The following is a 23,103-nucleotide window of genomic DNA, read 5'->3' on the forward strand; positions in this document are numbered from 1 at the left end:
GGGATTATACGATGAAAAAAGTATTTGTTGCAGGACCTATTCCAGATGCTGGATTAGAATTATTGCAAGAACATTTTGAAGTGGAAGTTTATAAAGGTCAAGGTATCATTGATAAAGACACATTGAAAAAAGGGGTAGCTGATGCATTCGGCCTTGTAAGTTTACTATCCACAGAAGTAGATCAAGAAGTGATTGAAAGTGCAAAAAATCTTGAATTCATTGCCAACTATGGTGCTGGCTTTAACAACGTCGATGTTGACTACGCAAGAAAACAAGGTATTTCAGTATCAAACACACCAAAAGCTTCTACTAATGCAACAGCTGAACTAACAATGGGTATCTTATTAGCTGTCGCACGTCGTATCCCTGAAGGGGACCAACTCATGCGTCATGAAGGTTTTGATGGATGGGCACCACTCTTCTTTAGAGGACGTGAAGTGTCTGGTAAAACAATCGGTATTATTGGTTTAGGTGAAATCGGTAGTGCAGTAGGACGTCGTGCAAAAGGTTTCGACATGTCTATTCTGTATACTGGACCTAACCGCAAAGAAGAACGTGAAAAAGAGCTAGACGCCAAATATGTCGACTTAGAGACATTATTAGCAGAAGCAGACTTCGTTGTGATCAATGCGGCATACAGCCCGGCATTACACCACATGATTGATGCAGAGCAACTGGCATTGATGAAACCAACTGCTTACCTTGTCAATGCAGCACGTGGACCAATCGTTCATGAAGAAGCCTTATTAGAAGCATTGCAAAATAAAACAATTGAAGGTGCAGCACTTGATGTCTATGAGTTCGAACCATCGATTACTGAAGGTCTGAAATCATTAGACAATGTCGTGATTACACCACATATTGGTAACGCTACATTTGAAGCACGTGATATGATGGCAAAAATTGTCGCACAAAACTTAATCAAGCAAGCACAAGGTGAGACACCGGATTATATCGTTAACTAACTGATAAAGTGACAGAAGACGTAAGGACAGGACAGTCCTTACGTCTTCTACCTTTGTTAATGGCTCTTTGTTTTGTATAAAAACTTCAATTGTCTTGCGATAGCCCATGTTGGCAATTTACGTGCAATACTATTGCGCAGACGGATCGTTAAACGCCCTTGCTTTTGTGCAATACGACCTATTTTACGAGAACGTTTAATCACTTTCGTTGTATGTTTTACACGAACTTTATCATAGCGTTTCAATGCTTCTGCTAACGTCTCATATTTGTCGAGTACGTTGGCAAGAACAATAGCATCTTCCATCGCTTGACCTGCACCTTGTCCCATATTTGGTGTTGTCGCATGTGCCGCATCACCTAACAATACGATACGCGCTTGATATACAAATGTGTTTAATGGCTTCAAATCATAAATATCATGATGTAAAATTCCTGTTTCTGGTTGATGATCTAACACACGTCGTACAGGATCTGGATACTGATTGAAATACGCTTGCAAGTATGGCTTATTGAAGCGCTTATACTGCAAATCATTTTCCTTCGCATTGATTGCAGCAAACCAATAAGCCTTCCCATCGAGTAAAGGGACGATACCAAAACGTCCTTTGGCACCCCAATATTCATCCGCCACTTGCCCAAGTTCTGGAACGTCTTCCACCATTCCTCTAAAACAAGTATAACCTTGATATTGTACATGTGCTTTCGGTTGTATTGTTTGACGTACAATTGAATGAATACCGTCTGCACCGACCACTAAGTCAAAAGTTTGACTATCTTGTTCACGGAAATGCAGACGTGCCATTGTCTCGGTACCTTCTACTGCCGTTACTTCGTGATTGAAATAAAGCATATCATCCGTTACATAACTAGCGATTGTCTCCACCAATGTTTGACGTAATATCGTCAGATTTGTTGTTCCATCAGCAAATGGTACTTCACTGATCACTTGACCATGTTCATCAAGCATACGTGTTGTTTTCAAGATATGACCAATATTCTTAATGCCTTTTGCTAAGTCACGGTCACCCAACTTCTCAATCACATTGCCACCAATGCCAATCCCTGCACCTACTTCTTTGATTGCATCTTGCTGTTCAAAAATATGAACATCATGTTTTTTTTCACGCAATAATGCTGCTAATGTTAATCCACCAATCCCTGCACCTACAATACCTATCTTCATTTCATTCACCTCTTTAATTTCAGTTATGTCTCTCACCCTATTATGAGCATCTCTTACTTTTTAGCATAGTGATTCTTGCGGATACGGTCTTGTTTAATCCCATATTCTTTATAATAATGCGCCATCTGTTCTGCTATTTTAGACGCCCAGTCGATATCACTCGCATACTGATTCGTTCCAGGTGCTTGTGGGTTCCACCGCATTTGATATAACGATAACTGATCATTTTCAAAATATTGTTGTCTTACAAATGCCGCCCCGCCAACAATTGCTTTGTCTGGTGACGTCCATTTTGCCTTCACAGCGTAACTCGTCCCTGTTTTAACAGCATGACTGTCAAATGCACCAACACCGAAAAAGTTATAATATGTTTGCTTCCCTTTTTTTACACCTTTTGCTAGTTCAGAACGACCTTGACCCGTTTCGAGTTGTGCATGACTTACTAAATAAATCACATTCACATTGTGACGTTTCTGCGCTTCTAAAAAGGTTTGCCCTCTTCCTTCTAAGATACCTTTCCCTTTAAGCATCTCATTGACTTCTTCTTCTGACATATTGACTGTCTTGGATAAGTCCATGTACATAATATCAGAGTCACTACGCTTAACTGCCATCTGTTCTTTCACTTCTTCAGGCGATGCTTTCACAAATCCTTTGCTACTTGATTTCGTATGTAAAATCCCACCTTCGAGTTGCTTTGCATACGCTGTTTCAAAGGTATACATCTTCTGTTTCTTAAAAAGTGATGTCTCATTCACAATTAATAAAACGGCAAATGTCACAAGTATTACACTTAAAAAGATGACTGACGGATGTGACTTCAACCAGTGCTTCATAATTAAACCTCTCTTTTTTCTCTCTTATGAAAAATAATACCATATCAGAAAGACAACAAATAATATCACAATGGTATAAATACCATTAGCAACACGTCTTAACTTTGGTTTTTCTTTGAATAGCATATTAAATAAAACGAGTGTAATTGTCAAAGTGATCAAAAAACATGCTAACGCCCATATTGGACCTACATAGATCAACATAACAAGTCCCGCTATTAAGATGATATTCGATATCACAGCGAGTAATATAATTGTTTGTTCGCGATGCATAGACGCCTCCTCCTTTTAACTCATCTATATTTTATCATGATTTACATAGTGGTGTTGCAATGAGTTGATATTCATATAACACAAAAAGGAGCAGCATTTGCTACTCCTTTTATACAGACAAAAGGTTAACGTGACATGCCTTTTAACATGTTTAAGAAATACGTTAAGCTTTGATTCATTTCGTCGTCTTTGAGCACACCCATCAATCCTTTGATAGATGTACGTGCACTTGGACTTGCTTGATTTGCTACACGAACCCCTTTGTTTACCTTATTGAGAAGTACACGTAACTCATCTGTATCAAGATCACCTAAAATGAATACCATTTGACCGATATTGTGCAAAAAGCCAGCATATTGATCTTTGTTGAGTTCAGTGACAATCTTTTCAGTAATGACACCACGTTGTTTTACCGCACCATTCAGTGCATCTAAAATTTTGGCGTCATCCAAGTTTTTCACAAGGTCAATGACTTTCAAGATACTGTCCTTGTTTTCAGCAATCTTGTCTGTTACTTCTGCAAGGTTCTCTGCTTTGATTTCGGCTTCTGATTTTTCAATGCGTTTAATTTTTGTAATTCTTTCTGCCATTATTTCATCACCTGATCCCCTGGGAAGACATAGTCTGGACGCTCCCATTTTTTGTCTACGCGTACACTATACTGCGGATTGCGATGTTGGTTACGGAAGTTCGTTGGATTCAATGGTGACTTACCACGTTTGCTCAATACTTCCATACGACAACATGTTGATTTGTATGCTGGTGTATGTGTTTCTGGATCTGTCACACTGCTTGTCAGATAGTTAATTGCTGCTTCATTATTATCATTTTGCGGCAAGAAGATTTGTTTGCCCTTCACACGATCTGTAATATGCACGTGACCTGTCGCTTCACCTGTTTCAGAAATTAACTTCACAGCTGCACCTTCATGAATGTCACGGTCAGCCGCTAATTCTGGTGAAATTTCAATAAACGCTGATGGCATTTTGTATTTGAGACCCGGCACTTTGTACGTCATGTTTCCTTCATGGAAGTGCTCTAACACACGGCCGTTGTTCACATGTAAGTCATATGTTTCATTTGTTTTGTAGAAGTTATTGAAGTCTAATGCAAATAACTTCGCTTTACCGTTGTCAAAGTTAAATCCTTCTGTGAAGAGTAATGGCGTATCTGTACCGTCTGCATTTACAGGCCATTGTAAGCTATTATAGCCTTCTAAACGGTGGTATTTCACACCTGCAAACATTGGTGTTAAGTCTGAAGCTTCATCCATGATTTCTGATGGATGTGTGTAACCCCAGTCGTAACCCATTTCTTTTGCGATCATTTGTGTGATCTGCCAGTCAGGTTTTGAATCACCAAGTGGCTCTAATACTTGGTATAAACGTTGGAAACGACGTTCTGTATTTGTGAATGTACCTTCTTTTTCTAGTGAAGGTGAAGCTGGTAGTATTACATCTGCATATTCAGCAGTGAATGTTAAGAACTCATCTTGAACAACTAAGAAGTCTACTTTTTCTAAAGCAGCTTGTACATAGTTAATGTTAGAGTCAGTAATACCTGTATCTTCACCTAGAATGAACATACTGTGTACGTCACCTGCGTGGATATGATCCATCATTTGGTGGTTATCGAAGCCTGGTTCTTTTGGTAACTTAACGCCCCAAGCTTTTTCAAACCAACCGCGTGCTTCGTCATCTTGTACACCTAAGTAACCTGGTAACTTATCTGGCATACTACCGAAGTCAGAGCAGCCTTGTACGTTGTTATGACCACGTAATGGATATGAACCTGCGCCCGGTTTCATGTAGTTTCCTGTCACAAGTAATAAGTTAGAAATCGCTGTACTTGTATCAGAACCTGTTTCTTGTTGCGTTACACCCATTGCCCAACAGATAGAAACGCTATTCACACTTACGATTTCGTGTGCTAACTTCACAAGACGTTCTTGTGAAATACCTGTTGTTTCTTCAGCAAATTCCATTGTATAAGGTTTTAATGATTCATAGTACGTATCAAAATGATCTACCCATTGATCGATAAATGCACGATCATGAAGATCGTTATCGATAATATATTTTGTAACCGCAGATAACCATACTAAGTCCGTACCTGGGTGCGGTTGATAGAATTCATCTGCACGTTGCGCCATTTCATGTTTGCGGATATCAAACACATGTAGTTTTTGGCCGAATAGTTTATGTGCACGTTTAATACGTGACGCAATAACTGGATGCGCTTCTGCTGTATTCGTACCAACTGTAATAACCATTTCAGCATTACCGATATCATCAATAGAACCTGAGTCACCACCGTGTCCAACTGTACGGAATAAACCTTTCGTTGCTGGTGCTTGGCAATAACGTGAACAGTTATCAATATTGTTTGTACCGATGACTTGACGTGCTAATTTTTGCATTAAGTAAGATTCTTCATTCGTCGCTTTAGATGAAGAGATGAATGTTAATGCAGTTGGACCATACTGGTCTTTGATTTCTTGCATGCGTTTCGCAACATAAGGAATGGCTTCATCCCACTCAACTTCTTCAAATTGTCCGTTGCGACGAATTAATGGTTTTGTCAAACGCTCTTCAGAGTTAACATAGTCCCAACCAAACTTACCTTTTACGCATGATGAAATCTTGTTCGCTGGTGAATCATGAGAAGGTTGAACTTTTAAGATTTCACGATCTTTCGTCCAAACTTCGAAACTACAACCAACACCACAGTATGTACATACTGTTTTTGTTTTCTTAATACGTTCTTCACGCATTGCCGCTTCAGAGTCTGAAATTGCAAACAATGGGCCGTAACCTGTCTCCGCCTTCTTCGTTAAATCGATCATTGAAGCAAGTGAGCCCGGCTCGATATCTGTCATGTAGCCTGCATTACCCACCATGTTGTTTTCCATCATTGCGTTACATGGACATACTGTTGAACATTGTCCGCAACCGACACATGATGATTCGTTAATTGCGACGTCATTGTCCCAAATAACACGTGGTTGATCGCGTTCCCAATCGATTGACAGTGTTTCGTTAACTTGTACGTCTTGACACACTTCAACACAACGACCGCATAGGATACATTGGTTTGGATCGTAACGATAAAATGGTCCGAAGTCCACTTCATATGGTTTTGGTTTGTATTCATACGTTTGGTGTTCCAATCCCCACTGGTCCATTGTGTTATGAATTTCACAGTTTCCGTTATTATAATCACACACAGTACAGTACAATTGGTGTTTCTCAAGAATGCGATCTAACGCTTCTTTTTGACTTGCTTGTACTTGGTCATTCTGCGTATTTACAACCATTGGTCGATCGATGACCGTACTACATGCACGTTCGATTTTACCGTCAATTTCAACGGCACACGTGTCACATGTTTCTATTGGCCCTAAAGCTTCGTTATAGCAAATAGAAGGTACAAATGTTTGTTGCGCTTTGATAAAGTGTAGTAAATTGGTGCCTGGTTCAACCAAATACTCTTTACCATCTAATGTTAAAACAAGATGTTCTTGCATAATATCCCTCCTAAAAATTTCGTCTAAGATGCCCCACACACTTAGTACTTCTATTCTACCCTTTTTACATTGAAATGTTAACGTTTTCTATACATTTGGTAATATAATTATCTAAATAAATTATCCAATTATTTGACTGAGTGTAAAAAGTTTGTTAAAGCGATAAAGGATACAATAAAAAGAAGAGCGAGACATGTCTATCCCACTCTTCTTACTTATACAAATATTAAAGTCCTAAGTTTTCACGTAATTGTTGTGTCAATTGTGCTTTACTATTCTCATCTGGTACAAAGTAGTACACGCCATCTGATTGAATACCACCTGATCCTTCAAGTTGATGACGATTTACATTTTCATTCGCATCAGAATAGTTGCTTCTAACTTGATTCAATTCTGACAAACTCAAATCTGTTTGTACATTCTCTCCAAGTTGATTCATAATGCCATTGAAGTTTGTTAAAGATGACACACTTGTCAGCTTATTCGCCAATCCTTGTAATACGAGTTGTTGACGTTCTTGTCTACCGAAGTCTCCGCCCGCACCTTCTTCTTTTCGACTGCGGATAAAGGCCATCGCCGCTTCACCATCAAGATGTTGCTGTTCACCTTGTGTAAATTGGTAGCCTTCAGCTGAGAATGTCGCATTACTCACAACATCAATACCACCAACCGTGTCAATTGTATCCTGTAATCCATCCATATCAACTGTTGCATAATGATCAACCGGCACATCCATCAATTTCTCAAGTGTTTTGACTGCCATATCTGCACCACCGTATGCATAAGCATGGTTGATTTTTTCAGTCGTTCCACGTCCTACAATCTCAGCTTGTGTATCACGTGGAATACTCACCATCTCTGTTGTTTTTTTCTTTGGATTAATCGACAGCAACATGATTGTGTCACTTCGTTCTCCACCACCTGCACTGGCACGTTCTGCATTCGAGTCAACACCGAACAGGGCAATAGTAAATGGTTCTCCCTTTCCTAAGTCAACTGTTCCTGATCGCAATTCTGAATGTTCTCGGTTAAGCGGGTTATGGATCGCACCGCCAACAGCGAATAGTTTAAATGCCAAATAGCCAATGGCAATGACCGCTAAAATAAACAGGATGGCAATAATACGCAACATCCATTTGATGACTGGACTCTTTTGTTTTTTCGACCGTGTGTAAGCCAAAACACTCACTCCATTTCTTGAGGTTGGGACAACATCTCGCTTATAGGTATTTGTTTCCTAAAGCATGAAGTCATTATGTCTTGTCCTCGTTTTGTTATTTTGATTATAGCGTACATTCAAAAATTGACAATACTTCCATAGTCGCAGCTACAATTTTTGATAACCGCCTTTTTGAAGTAAAATCTTTAATGTTTCTTCATAACACCCTGCGTTACTTATTATAAAAGGACCGCCATGAATAAAGTCAATCGGCTCTTGATGGAAGTTTGTCATTTTTAATCCAAGCATTTCAGCGAACAAAAATTGCGCACCAATATCCCATGGCTTCGCATTCGTATGAATATGGACACCGAATTGACCTGTAAATACTTTGGCAGAATCGAGCCCGCATGCACCGATTAATCGATAACCAAAAGAAGCATCTAATAGATCATGCATCGTCTCATCATTCAAAACCTTATTGTTAAAGGATATCAAACTCTCTTTCAGTGGTCTTTCTGATGGAGCTGATAATGGCACATCGTTTAAATAAACACCTTGTCCCTTCATCGCATGAAATCGTTTTTGACGAGAAAAGTCATCAATATATGAGAGCACGGGTTGACCATTGTGAAACAAAGCTAAGATTAAACAAAAGTCGTCCTGCTGTTTGACAAGGTTTGCTGTGCCATCAATTGGATCAATGACCCACGTAAAGCCTTCTCTCAACTTCTCAGTATCATGATGGGCTTCTTCACCGTATAATTGATGATTTGGAAAATGCATGGTAAGCATTTGTTCAAAACTTTGTTCGATTGCTTTATCTACATTTGTTACCAAATCGAATCGGTTCGCTTTTGTTTGTGTATCCATATCCCCTATCATTGATGGCAATGTTTGTCGTACTTGATCTAACCATTGCATGACTTGCTGATCAATGATCTTCAGCTGTTCTATTTCCACCATTACTGTCACCTCTTTGCGTAGTTCCCTTTAATTTTAGATTCGCCATTGGCATTGGCGAATTTATAATGATTCATTTTGTAAATATAAACCGTAATTATCCATTGTAATATCTTGAGTTTTGATGGACTTATAAAATGAATAGGACACATCACTAATCGATGACATATCAATAACCTTCGTGTAACCTCCACCGATATGATACACAACTGCACGCCAAGTACCGTGTTCGCATAACAATCCTATAAATACAACATTTTCTACAACTGCTTGTTCTGAAGTACCCGGTTCATATTCAATTGCCATCACCTTGCGTTCATATGCATATACTAAAATTGCATGAAGCAATCGTGATAGGCGTTCTGCTTCACTCGACTCAATGCGAATCACTTCATTTATATGCTTCAAGTTTTGACGCACTGTTACATTAGGGTGTCGCAATAACTTGTCCATTACAGAAGACATCTCTTTATCAAATGGCAGCGATGTTTGAGATAAACTTTCTTTTAACACTAAATAGAGTGCTTGAATCTCATTGTCTGAGAATGTCAGCGCATTGTGGTTCATCTGAGACTGCATACGATACCCCCCTTTTTGTCCCGCATGCGTTTGCAAATGAACACCTTTTGCTTCTAATTCTTGTATATCTCTTAACACCGTTCGTTTCGATACACCTAAATGCTTCGCTAGTGTGTCTGCCGTCACGTGTTTCAACTCTTGAATGTGTTCAATTAAATGTTGTTGCCGCTGTTCTTTTTTCATACAAATCACCCCTTGGTCACGAAACCATCTTATTTTTATTATAGCATGCGATGTCATGCGTCGGACAATCATTGTATAAGTGTAAAATTTATCCAAAAACTTTAAAGAAAGCGTTTACAATTGTAGGTTTAATATGTTATTATTTTAACTAGCTACTAGAGGGGGATGGGTACAGACGCATATTTCAAATGAGGGGTAACTATTTCGTCAATAGTAAAGTTTGAAACATGATGTACTTGTTCTATACTAGATTGAACATCTTCAATATTTATTACTTACTTTCCTTTCTATCCGGACAGTGTACATGCACCGTCCGGTTTCTTTGTTTTCAACACATTTTAGAAGAAGATATCTAGCACGAAAGAGACAAAGTTATTAAGCATATGTAACGTAATCGACACACCGAGATTACACCCACTTTTGATATAAATCCATACCATTGGAATTGCTAAGAGTAAATATTCTACGATTTCAAATGGTGATGTTGCCGAAATAACATGGATTCCTGCAAACAAGACAGCTGAGATCACACCCATCACATAAATATTAAATTTCTTTCCTAATTCGCCTATTAGGAAGTTCCGAAAAACAATCTCTTCAACAATTGGCGCTAATACGACAATAAACATAAAGTTAAGTGGTAATAACGCATTCCACGCCATTAGTGACTCTAACATCTCTTCATTATGCGTTGTTTCATATTGATACTGCTCTGGAATAAACTGTGTCAAATAGCCATATGCCTGCAATGAAACAATCATGAACACATAGGCTACAATAATCCATAGCCAGTATCGACGAACACCTTGTAGCCCCAATCGAAAACGCTCCGGCATCTCACTTTTATGCAAAAGCCAGAAACAAATAACGAATAAGAGATAACTTGCCACGATTGATGTTGTTTCCACAATGTCATAGTAATCTAATGATGTTATCCAATCTGGGAGATTCACATTCATAAAAAATATAATACCTGTTAATATGATTACCATAAATCCAATAGCTATCTGCCCTATTAAAAAGATAGGAATCAACCACAAATCGCGCCATGCGATATCTTTCCATTGATATTTTGTCATTTTCTTTCTCCTCTATATTGCATTTTCTTCTCCTTAGAATAACATAATCATATTGTTTTACACGCATATATCTAAAACTTCACTCTAGCTACCAATATGCCCCATTACACACACTATAAAATTAAAGGATGATGCTATGAATATCTCAAAAAACTTAACACTTACTACTGCTATTGAAAACTTACAAACATTGCTCACACTTGTTGATCATTATGACTTGGCACGTGCATTAAAGAACGGTCCAATCGAAGAACGACTTGAACAATTAGAAGATCAAGTCGCCCAATATTTTTCAGAAGTTACTCACCCTAACGAAACGCCTTCTTGCCCTTTTCCAAATTATGACGTGTATTATCATTGTTTACATCAGTTACAACACAATCCACTTATCCATGTAGATTTAGGGAGTCAAGAAAGCGTGAATACGGGATATGTCACAGTCATTTTGCAAACGATGCACCACTTGAAGTCGTTTAAACTATACTAGCACTTTGTTTGACGCTCAACACAAGCAAAAAGGTAGGGACATTCAGAATATTTCTGAATGCCCCTACTTTTTGTCAATCATGTATTATAACTTTAAGTCTTCTTTATCAAGCTTATGATAACCGCGCATAAAGAAGAAAATGCCCATAAATCCTAAGAATAAGAAACCGATAATAACAGAAACACGTGTCTCTCCATTGATTAACATACCGATTAATACGAGTACTAAAAATGCAATTGTTAAATAGTTCGTAAACGGTGCCAATGGCATTTTGAATGGATGATTCTCAGCCTTCTCAGGAAACTTCTTACGGAATTGAATATGACTAAATAAAATCATAAACCATGGAATCATCCCTGGTAAAATCGATGCACTATATACATAAACGAAAATACTTTCAGATCCTTCGATAAACATTGGAAGGATAACGTTTAAAATAACACCTACAAAAATACCGATTGATACGGCTAATACTGTATAGAATGGTACACCGTTTCTCATTACTTTAGTGAAGATTCTTGGCAATTGCCCATGTTGTGCCAATGTAAAGATCATACGACTCGAACTAAAGATACCAGAGTTACAACCTGACATCGCTGCTGTAATCACAACGAAGTTAATAAGACCTGCTGCAATCGTAATACCCACCTTCGCAAATGTTGCAACAAACGGTGAACCAAGATCTTGTAGTTCATTCCACGGATATACTGTTACGATTACAAAAATCGCACCGATGTAGAAGATTAAAATACGCCAAATAACCCCGTTGACTGCTTTTTTAATATTCTTTTGTGGATCTTTTGTTTCACCTGCTGTAATACCAATCAGCTCAACACCCTGATATGAACCGATAACGATAGATAATGCGAAGAAGAAGCCGAGCCAGCCGTTTGGTAAGAAACCACCGTGCTCTGTTAAGTTGCTGAGTCCGATTGGAACACCCCCGTTACCAATTCCGAAGAAAATCAGACCAAAACCAGCAATAATCATCAAAATAATTGTGACAATCTTAATCATCGCAAACCAGAATTCGAACTCACCGAAAGCTTTAACTGATATCGCATTGGCTGCAGTTAAAATGACGATAACAATCACTCCCGGAATCCATGTTGGTAACTCCGGCCACCAAAACTTCATGTATTCACCGACAGCAATAACTTCAGACATCCCTACAACAATCCATTGAAAGATGTTCGCCCAAGCAGTGATGTAACCTGCAACCGGATGTAGGTAATCTGTCGCATAGTTCGCAAATGAACCTGTCGTTGGATATAAGTACACCATCTCACCCATCGCACGCATGACTAAGAATAAAAAGAGCCCAGCCAATAAATATGCAAAAATTACAGATGGTCCTGTCCAAGCAATTGTACTAGACGCCCCCATGAACAAGCCAACACCGATTGTGCCCCCAAGCGCAATCATTTGAATTTGACGAGAGCTTAGCCCTCTTTGTAATTGATTATCTTCCATGACAATCCACCATCTCCTTGAAACCCCTAATTTTCGAAAGTATGTAAACTTTTCTTCGTTATTATACTATATTTCACTAATGTTTAAAGTAGATTTTTAACTTCACACTTTTTGACATAGTTGTGAATTTTTTATTGTCAAATTTAAAAACAACACACAAGATACATGACACCTATATGATATTGAATAGACACTTCCATTCGGAGGGTAATATGGCTTCGAAAGTACTGATATAACAGCATTTAATCACTTTGTTTGAAAAGTAAAATATTCTGAATACATTTTTAATAAACGTTATAATCCATTTATCTCACAATTCCTTTATATGATTTGCAAAATCTATTGTCAGAATTATTATTCATCTGCACATAAAATTGCAAATGTCATCTTATCGACACAAAATATTTTGTGAACACATTCACATTAATAATTTAAAGCGTTATACTAGATTCTATTACACAACGAAAGGAAATTTGTCGTATGAATGATACGAATATTAAATGGGATACGATTTTTTATGGTCGTAAGTGGGTTTCAAATATTATCGAAACCATTCAAAAAAAGGATGTCTTGCACAGTTTCTACATGAAGCGCTACTTGATGCGTGCGATGATGGCAGGTTTTATTATTAGCATCATCTCTGTATTTGTTTTAATGGTCAAAACAACGTTTGCACCTGATGTACCTGTTGGTGTCGTCAATATGATTGGCTCTATCACATTCAGCTTTGCACTCGTATTAATCTTATTCACCAACTCCGAACTGCTCACCAGTAATTTTATGTACTTTACAGTAGGACTTTATTATCACCTTATCCAACCTCTCCGTGTGTTAAAGATTTTTATGCTCTGCTTCTTCGGTAATATTGCAGGCGCATTCATCTTTTTTGCGATACTACGCGTTAGTGACGTTATGTCACCAGAAATGGTTGCCTTGTTGGATCATATGATACACTCGAAAGCTGAAGTATACAACTTCCAAAATATACTTGTTCGTGCGATTTTCGCAAACTTCTTCATCAATATTGCGCTTGTAATCGCTATGCAAATCGATGATGTTTTCGCAAAAATGTTTGTGATGATGTTTGGTGTAACCATCTTTGCATTTATGGGGTTTGAACACGTTGTTTATAATGCCACTTTGTTCGTCGGGCAACTATTTTATGACTTTTCTGCTGTTCATGCACTTGGTATGTTAAAGAATATTGTAGCTGCATTTATCGGTAACTATATCGGCGGCGGACTTATCATTGGTTTATTCTATGCTTACTTGAATGATCACGGGCAGTTTGAAACGATTAAGAAAGCGAACAAATCACAACAACTCACTAAGTAGTTTGTAGATGTCTATGGTATACTGACTGTACAAATTTTTTGATGGAGGTTCGCATGAAACGCACACATAAAGCTGTCGTTATTTCATTGTTTCTTGGCATCATCTTTTTTACAGTCAATTTTATGTCACATACAGCACCAACGAGCATGATTATTTTCAAATCAATACTGGTTGCACTGACGTTCGGTGTGCTTTACGTGCTGACTTTCACACTACTCGACTCTGAACAACATCGTATACAGTACGGTGTGCCATTAATCATCGGTGTAGCATCAGGTGCATTAATTGGTACAAAACTAGGTGAACCTATTATTTGTACATTAATTGGCATTGTGACTGCTTTAATCGTCGGTTATATTTACGGTCGGATAAAAGGAGTGCGATAAGATGTCAACACTTTCTACTATTGTCATTGTACTGTTAGTGGCAAGTACCATTCCCAATATATATATGTACAATAAAGAAGTTAAAAAAGGCAATGCCAATCCCCGTATGAAACTACTCATTGGCATTGATGCGATACTTGTCATTTTGATTTTGGCAGCAATCTTCTTATTGAGATAACATGAACCCCCGCTCATACATCTGCAATATCATTGCTTGTATGAACAGGGGTTTTTATTATAGGAAAAAGCGATATAAAATAAGCATCCCTATCGCATAAATAACTAAGCCGACAATACATGACATCACATGTATACGCATTGGGATATGGCGCTGTCTTCTCGGCGCGATGACTAAATTACCAGTAATGAAGCATAATGGAATAACAATAAAAACATGAGTTGTTCAAAATTCATTACTTTCTCCCTTCAAAATAACGTTCAACTAACGTTGTTAAATCTGTATCTTTATCTGTCAATGACAAATCACTGAAATCACTCGTTTCTGTCATTTGGTTCGTATTGACAATCACATCGAGTCCGGCACGCACTGCGGCAGTTGCACCTCTTACTGAATCTTCAATCGCTAAACAATACGCAGGGTTATGATTCAATGACTGCACTGCTGTTAAGTACAAGTCTGGTTCTGGTTTTACCTCTTCCACATCTTCTCTACCAACAACAACAGAAATATAGTCATTCAAACCAAGCGCTTCGATTGTCGGTAAAACTTTTTGACGCAGGCTACTTGTTGCGATTGCCATTGGAATATGACGTTGTTTCAATTGTTGCATCAATTTTGCTACACCTGGTCTCAATGATAAATGCTTAGCACCTTCGTGATGTTCACGATACAGTTGTTCTACCTTCTCTTCGCCTAATAAGTTAATGATATGATTATGTAAGTCTAGTGCACGCCCACCAATGTTCGCACGATAAAAAGCTAATGTCACTGGCTCATGACCTTCAGCCACTAAGTGTTGGTTAATGACATCATACAAATGTTGCTCTGTATCAATAACCGTTCCATCAAAATCAAATATCACTGCTCGATACATTTATTTAACGCCTCCTCAATCAATATATTGCAATCAGTGTAACAAATACGGCGCAAGATTTCATGGACAAACTCCATCCATAATAAGCATGCACCCACATAAAAAGCACGGTCGTACTAGAAATCATCTTCCAGTACAGCACGTGCTTTTCTCAATTTATTCAGTTTCTACAAAATTATCTGCTATTTGTGACGTTGCAAATTCATAAGTAATGCCATTCTGACGATAGTATAACGATTCAAACCATTTGCGATCAATAATACCCGTATGTTGTACTTTCAATACATCATGTAATGTGGCAACCTGTTCTAATGCTTGATGATCTGCCACACTCAGCGCATGATGATGAATATAGCCACGTCCCGGACGAACAACTGGACCACCCTTTTTAATAACGACGATATCTGTATAATGTCCGCTATCGTCTAATGTCATAACTGTTCCTTCTTTTTCATCATAAACGTCATAATGATATTCATCTCGCAAATAAGCAATTGTTTTGTTCGCATCATGCACATGAAGTTCAATCGGCCCGAGCCCTAAAATTTGATATGACTCTGGTATATCAGTGTCTACTGGATTTTTCCAATCATCTGGTAATGTTTGCTGTTGATTATCCATCAGAACAAATGATAGGTTTTCGGGATCATCGAAAAAACGTGCAGGATGTCCTAAATACGTCCCTTTTGAAACAGCAATCCCTTCTTGTCGTAAGCGCTGTTCAAAATAGTTCAAACTATCTTCGCCTTCTACTAACAATCCGATACGTGCAATCATATCCGTTCCTTTACGCATCTGTCCTGCATTTGGCAATTCAAAAAAAGTTAATAATGTTCCTACCGTTCCCTGATTGTCTCCATAAAACAGATGTACCATTTCTTCGTCATCTTGATTGAACGTCTCTTTGACAAGTTTCAATCCTAATACTTCTGTATAAAATCGTCTGTTTGCCACTTTATCCTTTGTATACATTGAAATATGATGATGCCCTTGAATCAATGACATATTATCAATCCCCCGCTAGTAAATCTTGTTGTCTATTCTTCTCTACCCATCGCATTGCTGGTTAAACGTATGCCTTACAATGGGTTGGGAAAGAGGGCGACGCAAACGAGCCCTATGATAATAATAGCAGTAGGAAACGCCAATGTCTGTATAAAACGCACCTTTTGTATTGAAAGTTTTGACCGTGCCAACCAAGTCTCTAATATAACACTAAACGCTGTCACACTAATGGTCATCACAAACAGTAGTCGACCACCATTGGCATAATACGTCAAAAAACCAAATGCCAAAACAAGCATTGTCAACAAGAGCATACAAGTTATCAAATAACGCCTTAGCACAAGTAACATCGTGTCACATCCTTTTCATATTAAGGTTCATTTTCGCATAACCTAATATTTTTGTAAACCAAATAAAAAGTGAGACGAAGCTGAGACATTCTCCATTTGATTCGAGTAAATGGAAGAATCAAGTCCCAACTTTGTCACACCTTGTTAATTATGCAATACTTCTTTTTGATCGTTCTACTTGTTCTGCACGTTTCGCCCAATATCTTGCGAGAATTGGACCCGTGATACAATGTACTAAGCTAAATACTGCACCCGGAACTGCTGCAAGCGGGTTAAAATGTACAGTTGCCAATGACGTTGCTAACGCAGAGTTTTGCATGCCCACTTCGATAGACACTGCCTTTTTATCCGGGTAATTCAACTTCAACACATTCGCTAAGAAATAACCTGTCGCATATCCTAAAACATTGTGTGCAATAACAACTGTAAAGATTAATAGACCTGTTTGAATAATCAACTCACGGCTACCCGCTACCACAGCACCTAAAATAATTGAAATCGCTATAACCGATACGAGTGGTAAGACATCTTCAGTTTTTTCTGAGAAAGTTTTAAAGAAACGTTGAACGAGCAAGCCAATCAAAATTGGTACGAGCACGACTTTAGTAACAGAAGCAAACATGCTCATAAATGATACATCCATCCACTCTCTCGCAAACAAATACATAAATCCTGGCGTTAAAACTGGTGCAAGAATTGTAGAAATTGATGTAATCGTCACCGAAAGTGCTACATTTGCCTTTGCAATATAGCTCATTACATTGCTTGTCGTACCACCCGGACAACATCCAACTAATAGTACACCGATTGCGATATCTGGTGGTAACTGAAATGCTTTAACAATCAAATAAGCTAACAATGGCATAATGGTATATTGTAAAACAACACCTGTGATTACTGGTTTTGGATATTGAAAAACTAACTTGAAATCACTTACTTTGATTGTCAGCCCCATCCCCAACATTACGACACCTAATAAATAAGGAATCATATCACTTACCCCTGAAAATAAATGTGGTGCAGTAAATGCGATGATACTCACTAACAATACCCATACTAAAAATGTTTTTGACGCAAAATGGCCAATACGCTGTAACATGAAAGACACCCCTTAGTTATTTAATAGTCAGAATATTAGCATAATTAAAATGAGACGACAACCTTGTTTTTATAACTTTTTACAACTCTTTTACACCTTGATAGACATTTGTAACTTATAAAAACGATGAAAAACGAACGATATTTCTGCAATCAGACCTAAATGTACATATTCTCTTTCTTTCTAATTACTACTGAAGTTTGACTGAATTCTCCACATTCTCATGCTACAATAAAGATAACAAATATTTTCAAATGAGGCTTGAAGAGAATGATTGATAAAATAGCATCTTACACACTGAATATTGACCAACTGGAACGCCGTACTGAGCGTCGTCGCCTAATGAAACTATTGGATACGATTGCTTTCGATGTCCCTATACAATATCAATGCATCAAGATTAAACAATCCTATTACTTGCGCGTTCAACTACCAAAACGTGCGCTGCCATACTTTGTAAGTTTGCTTTGTTTCCATCGATTTTCTATTTAACAGCTCGTACGAACACAACAAGTCCATACGTTGACGCCGATTCCCGAACTCCCTGCAGATGAGCAGCATTATGAAGTAGTGATTGACGGCTTAACAGACCCATTTATTAAAGATAAAGTCATCGATGTGTTGGCTGAGTTTCAATCTGAACATCTCACCTATACTTTTTCACAGCATCGTTTAAAAGTAACAACACGTCCGACCGTTATGATGAACTTAATTCGCACGTTGGCGACAAGACATATCGACATCTACTATGCAAGTCGACCACAACATACCCATCAACAAACCTATATTTCATAAACAAAGCACCTCTTCCGCAGTTTGGAAAAGGTGCTTCTCTATTAGTCCGGCTGACTTTCTAAATAGGCTTGCAACGTGTCAAACATCAGTTCAAAACCATGTGCTGTATGATCATGGTACGCTTTCTTTTCTTGTTTATAGACAAGATTAGACATACCACGTGGTTTCTCCATCACACTTTGATATCTGAACGTCATCTGAGTGATGCCTGGACTGCGCTCTTCAAAATAAACATCAATCGCATCCGTCTCATCACTAATCTCAGGCATTTGTATTGTGAGACGAATGTGTTCGTACGGAACAAGTTGTTCATATGTTCCTGTCACAACACGTTCTTTGTCCCGTCCTCTATCACGGATTTCGTATGTCCCACCTTCTGTTGCCTCACTCTGGATAGATGTGTTGGTAACCGGTGTCGTCATCAGCCATTGTTTCATATCATCTGGGCTGATCCATGCACGATACGCATTGGCTGTCGTTGTCTTCATCAAACGTACAATTTCTATTTCAATCACTTCATTTTGCATCCTATCACTTCCGTTCTTACATGAGATGTCCTACTCATTCTATTGTACTGTATTTCATCAAATTGCCCAATGATTTCACCGATGTGACCTTGTCTTTTATCATTTCGTTTTAGCAGGGGCAGACTTTAAACGTGGTAAGTTAAAAACAATCGCTAAAATCCCACATAACGCAAGCATCACAGGATACACAGAGTATGGCACTAACATAATCGGTGAAAGCCCAGCAACTCCTGCTGCTGCAATCACCTGTGGGCTATACGGCAAGATACCTTGAAAAGCACTGCCGAAAATATCTAAAATACTTGCTGATTTTCGCGGATCAATATCGTATTCATCAGCAATATCTTTCGCAAGTGGTCCAGCCATAATAATTGAAATCGTATTATTCGCCGTTGCAATATCTGCCATACTCACAAGTCCTGCAATACCCAATTCCGCACCACGTCGAGAATGGATACGTTGTTTCACATAATTCAGTAACCACGTCACACCACCATAGTGCTCCACTAGCCCAATCATGCCACCGATTAGTAAAGCAATCATCGCAATATCTTCCATTGCAATGATGCCTTCTGATGCTGCCGTCAAAAAGCCCTTCATTCCGAATGAACCATCAAGACCTCCGATAATGCCTGACAGCAAAATGCCTCCCATCAATACGATTACAACATTGACACCTACTAATGCAAGTATCAGAACAAGTAAATATGGAATGACTTTGATCACTTCATATTGGTAATTTGCTGTTTGGTCGATCTTATTCCCGTGCGTTAACCACCATAAAATCAATAGTGTGATAAATGCACCGGGTACAACAATTCGGAAATTCACTTTGAACTTATCTGCCATGCGTGTATTTTGTGTACGGACAGCAGCGATTGTTGTATCTGATATCATCGACAAGTTATCACCAAACATTGCACCGCCAACTACTGTTGCCATCGCTAATGCAGCTGGAATATCTGTTGCCTCGCTAATTCCGAATCCTACCGGCGCGATTGCAGCCACCGTTCCAACTGATGTTCCCATTGAAATAGAGATAAACATACAGATAATAAAAATACCTACAATTAAAAAATGTTGTGGAATGAGTGATAATCCTAGATTAACAATTGATTCCACGCCACCCATTGCTTCAGCTGTTTGTGAAAATGCACCCGCTAACACAAACACCAACATCATCAAAATAATATTAGGATGCCCTGCCTTACGTGCAAAAACTTCAACTTTATGTGTAAACTTTTCTTTAGGATTGATTAGTAAAGCGACAATCACACCAATCAATGCCGCAACATTAAGCGGTAAAAACGTAAAATCCTTTGTGATAATACCTGCACCTAAAAATACCCCAATAAAGACGACTAAGGGGATGAGTGCCCATGCATGCGCTCTCTCTTCTCTTTGCATTGTTGAAACTCCTTCGTGAAAATAAGCATGGGGTGTTTTTGCTCCTGCACCCCATACTCGTTTTGCTCTATGTTTTATTTTAAAATTGTAACGCTATATCAACTATCTTATATCTCTTGCTCAAAGAGACACTCTACAAAGTTTACAAAATAATCAGGTGTTTTGTCGAGTATTGCTTCATCCGGATTGTATTGAGGATGATGTAATGGATACGCACTATTTGATCCTATCATCGCAAAATGTATAGGGGCAACTTGCTGGTAACTCGCAAAGTCTTCACCAATCATTTGGGCGCGCGGTTGTGCTTGCACTTCATAACCTGTTTTTTCTGCTGCTTGCCAAGCAATTGACTGCAATGCATCATCGTTGTTCACACCATCCGTCAATCGTTGATAATCCAACGCAACCGATGCTTGATACTGCATCGCTAACCCTTCGCACAACTGTTGCATGCGCATCTCTACTAAGTCACGCACTTCTGGTGTCAATGTGCGGACAGTCCCTTCAATCATGCCGTGACTTGGAATAACATTCCACGTATCACCGCTATGTACTTGGCCTATGGTTACGACCGCTTCATCATACGGTGCCACGTTGCGACTCACAATTGTTTGAAGCCCACTGATCAAGTGACTAAGAATGATATGTGGATCTATCCCATCTTGTGGCATTGCCGCATGTGCGCCAACACCAGTCACGTCGATTTTGAAGCGATCAACATTTGAAGTCATATAACCTGACTTCGCACGCCATGTACCAACCGGTAACGTCGGATCATTGTGAAACCCAATAATTGCTTTTGCACCTTTTAATACGCCTGTTTGAACGACTGCATTAGCACCTTGACTAACTTCTTCAGCCGCTTGAAAAATAAAACGCACACGTCCCGGTAATTGCTGTTCACGTGCCTTCAAACGAATAGCGGCTCCAAGAATTGATGCCATATGAATATCGTGTCCACATGCATGCATGACACCTTTATAATTCGAAGCAAATGGTAAATCTGTTTGTTCAATAATCGGTAAGGCATCGATATCTGAACGCACTGCAATAAATGTATCTCCTTGTCCAATTTCTGCAATGAGTCCTGTTTGAAGTGGCGTCTCTAATATCGTAATGTCATACGATACTAAAATATCACGCAATCGTTTTGTCGTTTCAACTTCTGTATGTGCACATTCTGGTACTTGATGAAATGCGCGCCTCCAAGTAATCAATTGTTCCGTGAACTCTGCCATAGCTTTTCAACTCCCTTATACAAATAATAACAGGCGGTTCCTGCTAATACACCAAATGCTAAGTTTTTAGTGGCAATCGTCAAACCGATTGTTAATAACATAATGAAAAAGTCAAAATAGCGTCTTTGCACGATGAGTGTTTTCGTTTTAGGATCATATGCCTTCAGAGCAACTTTAATGAGTACGGTTGCCAAAACGACCATTGGAATTTGCCCAACAATTGGTCCTAGAACAAATACGAATAACCCCATAATCACACCGATGACTAACATAGACAGTCTTGACGTCGCACCACTCAAATAGACGAATTTTGATTGCCCAACGAGACCACTCCCTGCCAATCCACCAAACAGACCAATGATCAAATTCGCTATTCCTTGTCCACGAGATTCTTTATCTTTGTCACTCTTAGTTTGTGTCAAATCATCCATCATTTGTGCAATCAATGTGGTTTGTATCGTTGCCACCGTCGCAAGCATCAATCCGAATACGACAACTTGGACGATTGTCCCAATTTGCCAATCAAGATGTGGTAGAGACATGCTCGGAATACTCACGTGAATATCCGCATAATCATGCACAAGTTTTAAATCAGCATGTGTCATAAATGATAATAACGTCAGCGTGATAATCGACAGTAGTGCGGCGGGTATCTTCGTTGTCCATCTCGGCACAAACCAAATGATGCACATACTCAGTAGCCCATACACATACGTTGTCATGTTATGCCCGAAAATGTGTTTGAGCTGTGCGACAAATAATAAGTAACCCAGCGCATTCATAAAACCAATCACCACCGGTACAGGAATGAAAGTGATCGCTTTGGATACATGACAGTAGCCAAATAGGATTTGTACGATACCCATAACAATAATGGCTGCAGCTAACACATCTAAACTGTAAGATGCAGTAATCATGACTACAATCAGCGACACACCACTACTCGGTGCTGATACCATCAGAGTACGTGCGCCTAAAAAACTCATATATACCATCATCATTGATGTACTAATCATGCTCGTTGTCGGACTGACCCCTGCAATAAAACTATATGCAATCGCACCTGGTAACATCGCCAATGCAACTAATAATCCTGCGATAAAGTTTTGGTAATAGTCCCCTATCCATGACGCACGATAATCTTCCCACCATGCTTGCATAGATTCCATCCCCTTTTTATCTATGTAGGTTACGTTCTA

24 protein-coding genes are annotated in these 23,103 nt (G+C 38.8%); 7 read left to right on the forward strand and 17 right to left on the reverse strand.

What is annotated here, in order from left to right:
• Positions 1–11 precede the first annotated feature (11 nt).
• Positions 12–965, forward strand: coding sequence for an NAD(P)-dependent oxidoreductase (locus MUA51_RS09105; RefSeq protein ID WP_262559494.1), 954 nt, complete (start codon positions 12–14; stop codon positions 963–965).
• 56 nt (positions 966–1,021) lie between these two features.
• Here the strand turns inward: MUA51_RS09105 and MUA51_RS09110 are convergent, their stop codons facing one another.
• From MUA51_RS09110 to MUA51_RS09150, 9 genes are all read right to left on the reverse strand, one after another.
• Complete coding sequence (locus tag MUA51_RS09110; protein ID WP_262559495.1) at positions 1,022–2,149, reverse strand: FAD-dependent monooxygenase; 1,128 nt, start codon at positions 2,147–2,149, stop codon at positions 1,022–1,024.
• Between the two features lie 53 nt (positions 2,150–2,202).
• Positions 2,203–2,985 (reverse strand): N-acetylglucosaminidase, encoded by a 783-nt coding sequence (locus MUA51_RS09115; RefSeq protein ID WP_262559496.1) that lies wholly within the window; start codon positions 2,983–2,985, stop codon positions 2,203–2,205.
• 24 nt (positions 2,986–3,009) lie between these two features.
• A complete protein-coding gene (locus MUA51_RS09120; RefSeq protein WP_262559497.1) occupies positions 3,010–3,258 on the reverse strand; it encodes a hypothetical protein in 249 nt (82 codons plus the stop codon).
• Positions 3,259–3,383: 125 nt separating this feature from the next.
• Positions 3,384–3,848 carry a helical membrane plugin domain-containing protein gene (locus MUA51_RS09125; RefSeq protein ID WP_262559499.1) on the reverse strand — a complete coding sequence of 155 codons (465 nt, stop codon included), beginning with the start codon at positions 3,846–3,848 and terminating at the stop codon, positions 3,384–3,386.
• Positions 3,848–6,784: a formate dehydrogenase subunit alpha gene (fdhF, locus tag MUA51_RS09130; protein ID WP_262559500.1), complete on the reverse strand. Its 2,937-nt coding sequence runs from the start codon at positions 6,782–6,784 to the stop codon at positions 3,848–3,850. The genes MUA51_RS09125 and fdhF overlap by 1 nt, the downstream gene beginning before the upstream one ends.
• Before the next feature lie 226 nt (positions 6,785–7,010).
• A complete protein-coding gene (locus tag MUA51_RS09135; RefSeq protein WP_262560894.1) occupies positions 7,011–7,916 on the reverse strand; it encodes an LCP family glycopolymer transferase in 906 nt (301 codons plus the stop codon).
• A gap of 195 nt (positions 7,917–8,111) precedes the next feature.
• A complete protein-coding gene (locus MUA51_RS09140; protein ID WP_262560895.1) occupies positions 8,112–8,906 on the reverse strand; it encodes an inositol monophosphatase family protein in 795 nt (264 codons plus the stop codon).
• A 63-nt stretch (positions 8,907–8,969) separates the two neighbouring features.
• Positions 8,970–9,668 (reverse strand): helix-turn-helix transcriptional regulator, encoded by a 699-nt coding sequence (locus MUA51_RS09145; RefSeq protein ID WP_262559501.1) that lies wholly within the window; start codon positions 9,666–9,668, stop codon positions 8,970–8,972.
• 338 nt (positions 9,669–10,006) lie between these two features.
• Positions 10,007–10,747: a CPBP family intramembrane glutamic endopeptidase gene (locus tag MUA51_RS09150; protein WP_262559502.1), complete on the reverse strand. Its 741-nt coding sequence runs from the start codon at positions 10,745–10,747 to the stop codon at positions 10,007–10,009.
• Between the two features lie 136 nt (positions 10,748–10,883).
• Here MUA51_RS09150 and MUA51_RS09155 point away from each other — a divergent pair, with 136 nt between their 5' ends.
• On the forward strand, positions 10,884–11,234 hold the full coding sequence (locus MUA51_RS09155; protein ID WP_262559503.1) for a hypothetical protein: 351 nt from the start codon (positions 10,884–10,886) through the stop codon (positions 11,232–11,234).
• An 84-nt stretch (positions 11,235–11,318) separates the two neighbouring features.
• On the opposite strand, the gene MUA51_RS09160 is transcribed toward MUA51_RS09155, so the two are convergent.
• Positions 11,319–12,707 (reverse strand): amino acid permease, encoded by a 1,389-nt coding sequence (locus tag MUA51_RS09160; protein ID WP_262559504.1) that lies wholly within the window; start codon positions 12,705–12,707, stop codon positions 11,319–11,321.
• Between the two features lie 480 nt (positions 12,708–13,187).
• On the opposite strand from MUA51_RS09160, the gene MUA51_RS09165 reads away from it, so the two are divergent.
• Genes MUA51_RS09165 through MUA51_RS09175 form a run of 3 tightly spaced genes read left to right on the forward strand, consistent with a single transcriptional unit; the run spans position 13,188 to position 14,606 of the window.
• The gene (locus tag MUA51_RS09165) at positions 13,188–14,042 is read left to right on the forward strand and encodes a formate/nitrite transporter family protein (RefSeq protein WP_262559506.1); all 855 of its coding nucleotides are present in this window, start codon (positions 13,188–13,190) and stop codon (positions 14,040–14,042) included.
• 53 nt (positions 14,043–14,095) lie between these two features.
• Positions 14,096–14,428 (forward strand): hypothetical protein, encoded by a 333-nt coding sequence (locus MUA51_RS09170; RefSeq protein WP_262559507.1) that lies wholly within the window; start codon positions 14,096–14,098, stop codon positions 14,426–14,428.
• Position 14,429: 1 nt separating this feature from the next.
• Complete coding sequence (locus MUA51_RS09175) at positions 14,430–14,606, forward strand: hypothetical protein (protein WP_262559509.1); 177 nt, start codon at positions 14,430–14,432, stop codon at positions 14,604–14,606.
• Positions 14,607–14,841: 235 nt separating this feature from the next.
• Here the strand turns inward: MUA51_RS09175 and MUA51_RS09180 are convergent, their stop codons facing one another.
• From MUA51_RS09180 to MUA51_RS09190, 3 genes are all read right to left on the reverse strand, one after another.
• Complete coding sequence (locus tag MUA51_RS09180) at positions 14,842–15,483, reverse strand: HAD family hydrolase (protein WP_262559511.1); 642 nt, start codon at positions 15,481–15,483, stop codon at positions 14,842–14,844.
• A 156-nt stretch (positions 15,484–15,639) separates the two neighbouring features.
• The gene (locus MUA51_RS09185; RefSeq protein WP_262559513.1) at positions 15,640–16,488 is read right to left on the reverse strand and encodes a VOC family protein; all 849 of its coding nucleotides are present in this window, start codon (positions 16,486–16,488) and stop codon (positions 15,640–15,642) included.
• A 498-nt stretch (positions 16,489–16,986) separates the two neighbouring features.
• Positions 16,987–17,937, reverse strand: coding sequence for a bile acid:sodium symporter family protein (locus MUA51_RS09190; protein ID WP_262559515.1), 951 nt, complete (start codon positions 17,935–17,937; stop codon positions 16,987–16,989).
• Positions 17,938–18,207: 270 nt separating this feature from the next.
• Here MUA51_RS09190 and MUA51_RS09195 point away from each other — a divergent pair, with 270 nt between their 5' ends.
• Together MUA51_RS09195 and MUA51_RS09200 are read left to right on the forward strand one after the other, a co-directional pair.
• On the forward strand, positions 18,208–18,429 hold the full coding sequence (locus tag MUA51_RS09195) for a hypothetical protein (protein ID WP_262559516.1): 222 nt from the start codon (positions 18,208–18,210) through the stop codon (positions 18,427–18,429).
• A gap of 30 nt (positions 18,430–18,459) precedes the next feature.
• Positions 18,460–18,732 carry a hypothetical protein gene (locus MUA51_RS09200; protein WP_262559518.1) on the forward strand — a complete coding sequence of 91 codons (273 nt, stop codon included), beginning with the start codon at positions 18,460–18,462 and terminating at the stop codon, positions 18,730–18,732.
• Between the two features lie 41 nt (positions 18,733–18,773).
• Here the strand turns inward: MUA51_RS09200 and MUA51_RS09205 are convergent, their stop codons facing one another.
• The 4 genes from MUA51_RS09205 to MUA51_RS09220 form a co-directional block, all read right to left on the reverse strand.
• Entirely contained in the window at positions 18,774–19,259 is a 486-nt protein-coding gene (locus tag MUA51_RS09205) for an SRPBCC family protein (RefSeq protein WP_262559519.1), read from the reverse strand.
• Positions 19,260–19,358: 99 nt separating this feature from the next.
• Complete coding sequence (locus MUA51_RS09210) at positions 19,359–20,666, reverse strand: Na+/H+ antiporter NhaC family protein (protein WP_262559520.1); 1,308 nt, start codon at positions 20,664–20,666, stop codon at positions 19,359–19,361.
• 107 nt (positions 20,667–20,773) lie between these two features.
• Positions 20,774–21,904 (reverse strand): amidohydrolase, encoded by a 1,131-nt coding sequence (locus MUA51_RS09215; protein WP_262559522.1) that lies wholly within the window; start codon positions 21,902–21,904, stop codon positions 20,774–20,776.
• Positions 21,880–23,064, reverse strand: coding sequence for a SulP family inorganic anion transporter (locus MUA51_RS09220; protein WP_262559523.1), 1,185 nt, complete (start codon positions 23,062–23,064; stop codon positions 21,880–21,882). The genes MUA51_RS09215 and MUA51_RS09220 overlap by 25 nt, the downstream gene beginning before the upstream one ends.
• Positions 23,065–23,103: the final 39 nt, after the last annotated feature.

The sequence above is a fragment of the Staphylococcus sp. IVB6214 genome, assembly GCF_025558585.1.
Lineage (GTDB): Bacteria > Bacillota > Bacilli > Staphylococcales > Staphylococcaceae > Staphylococcus.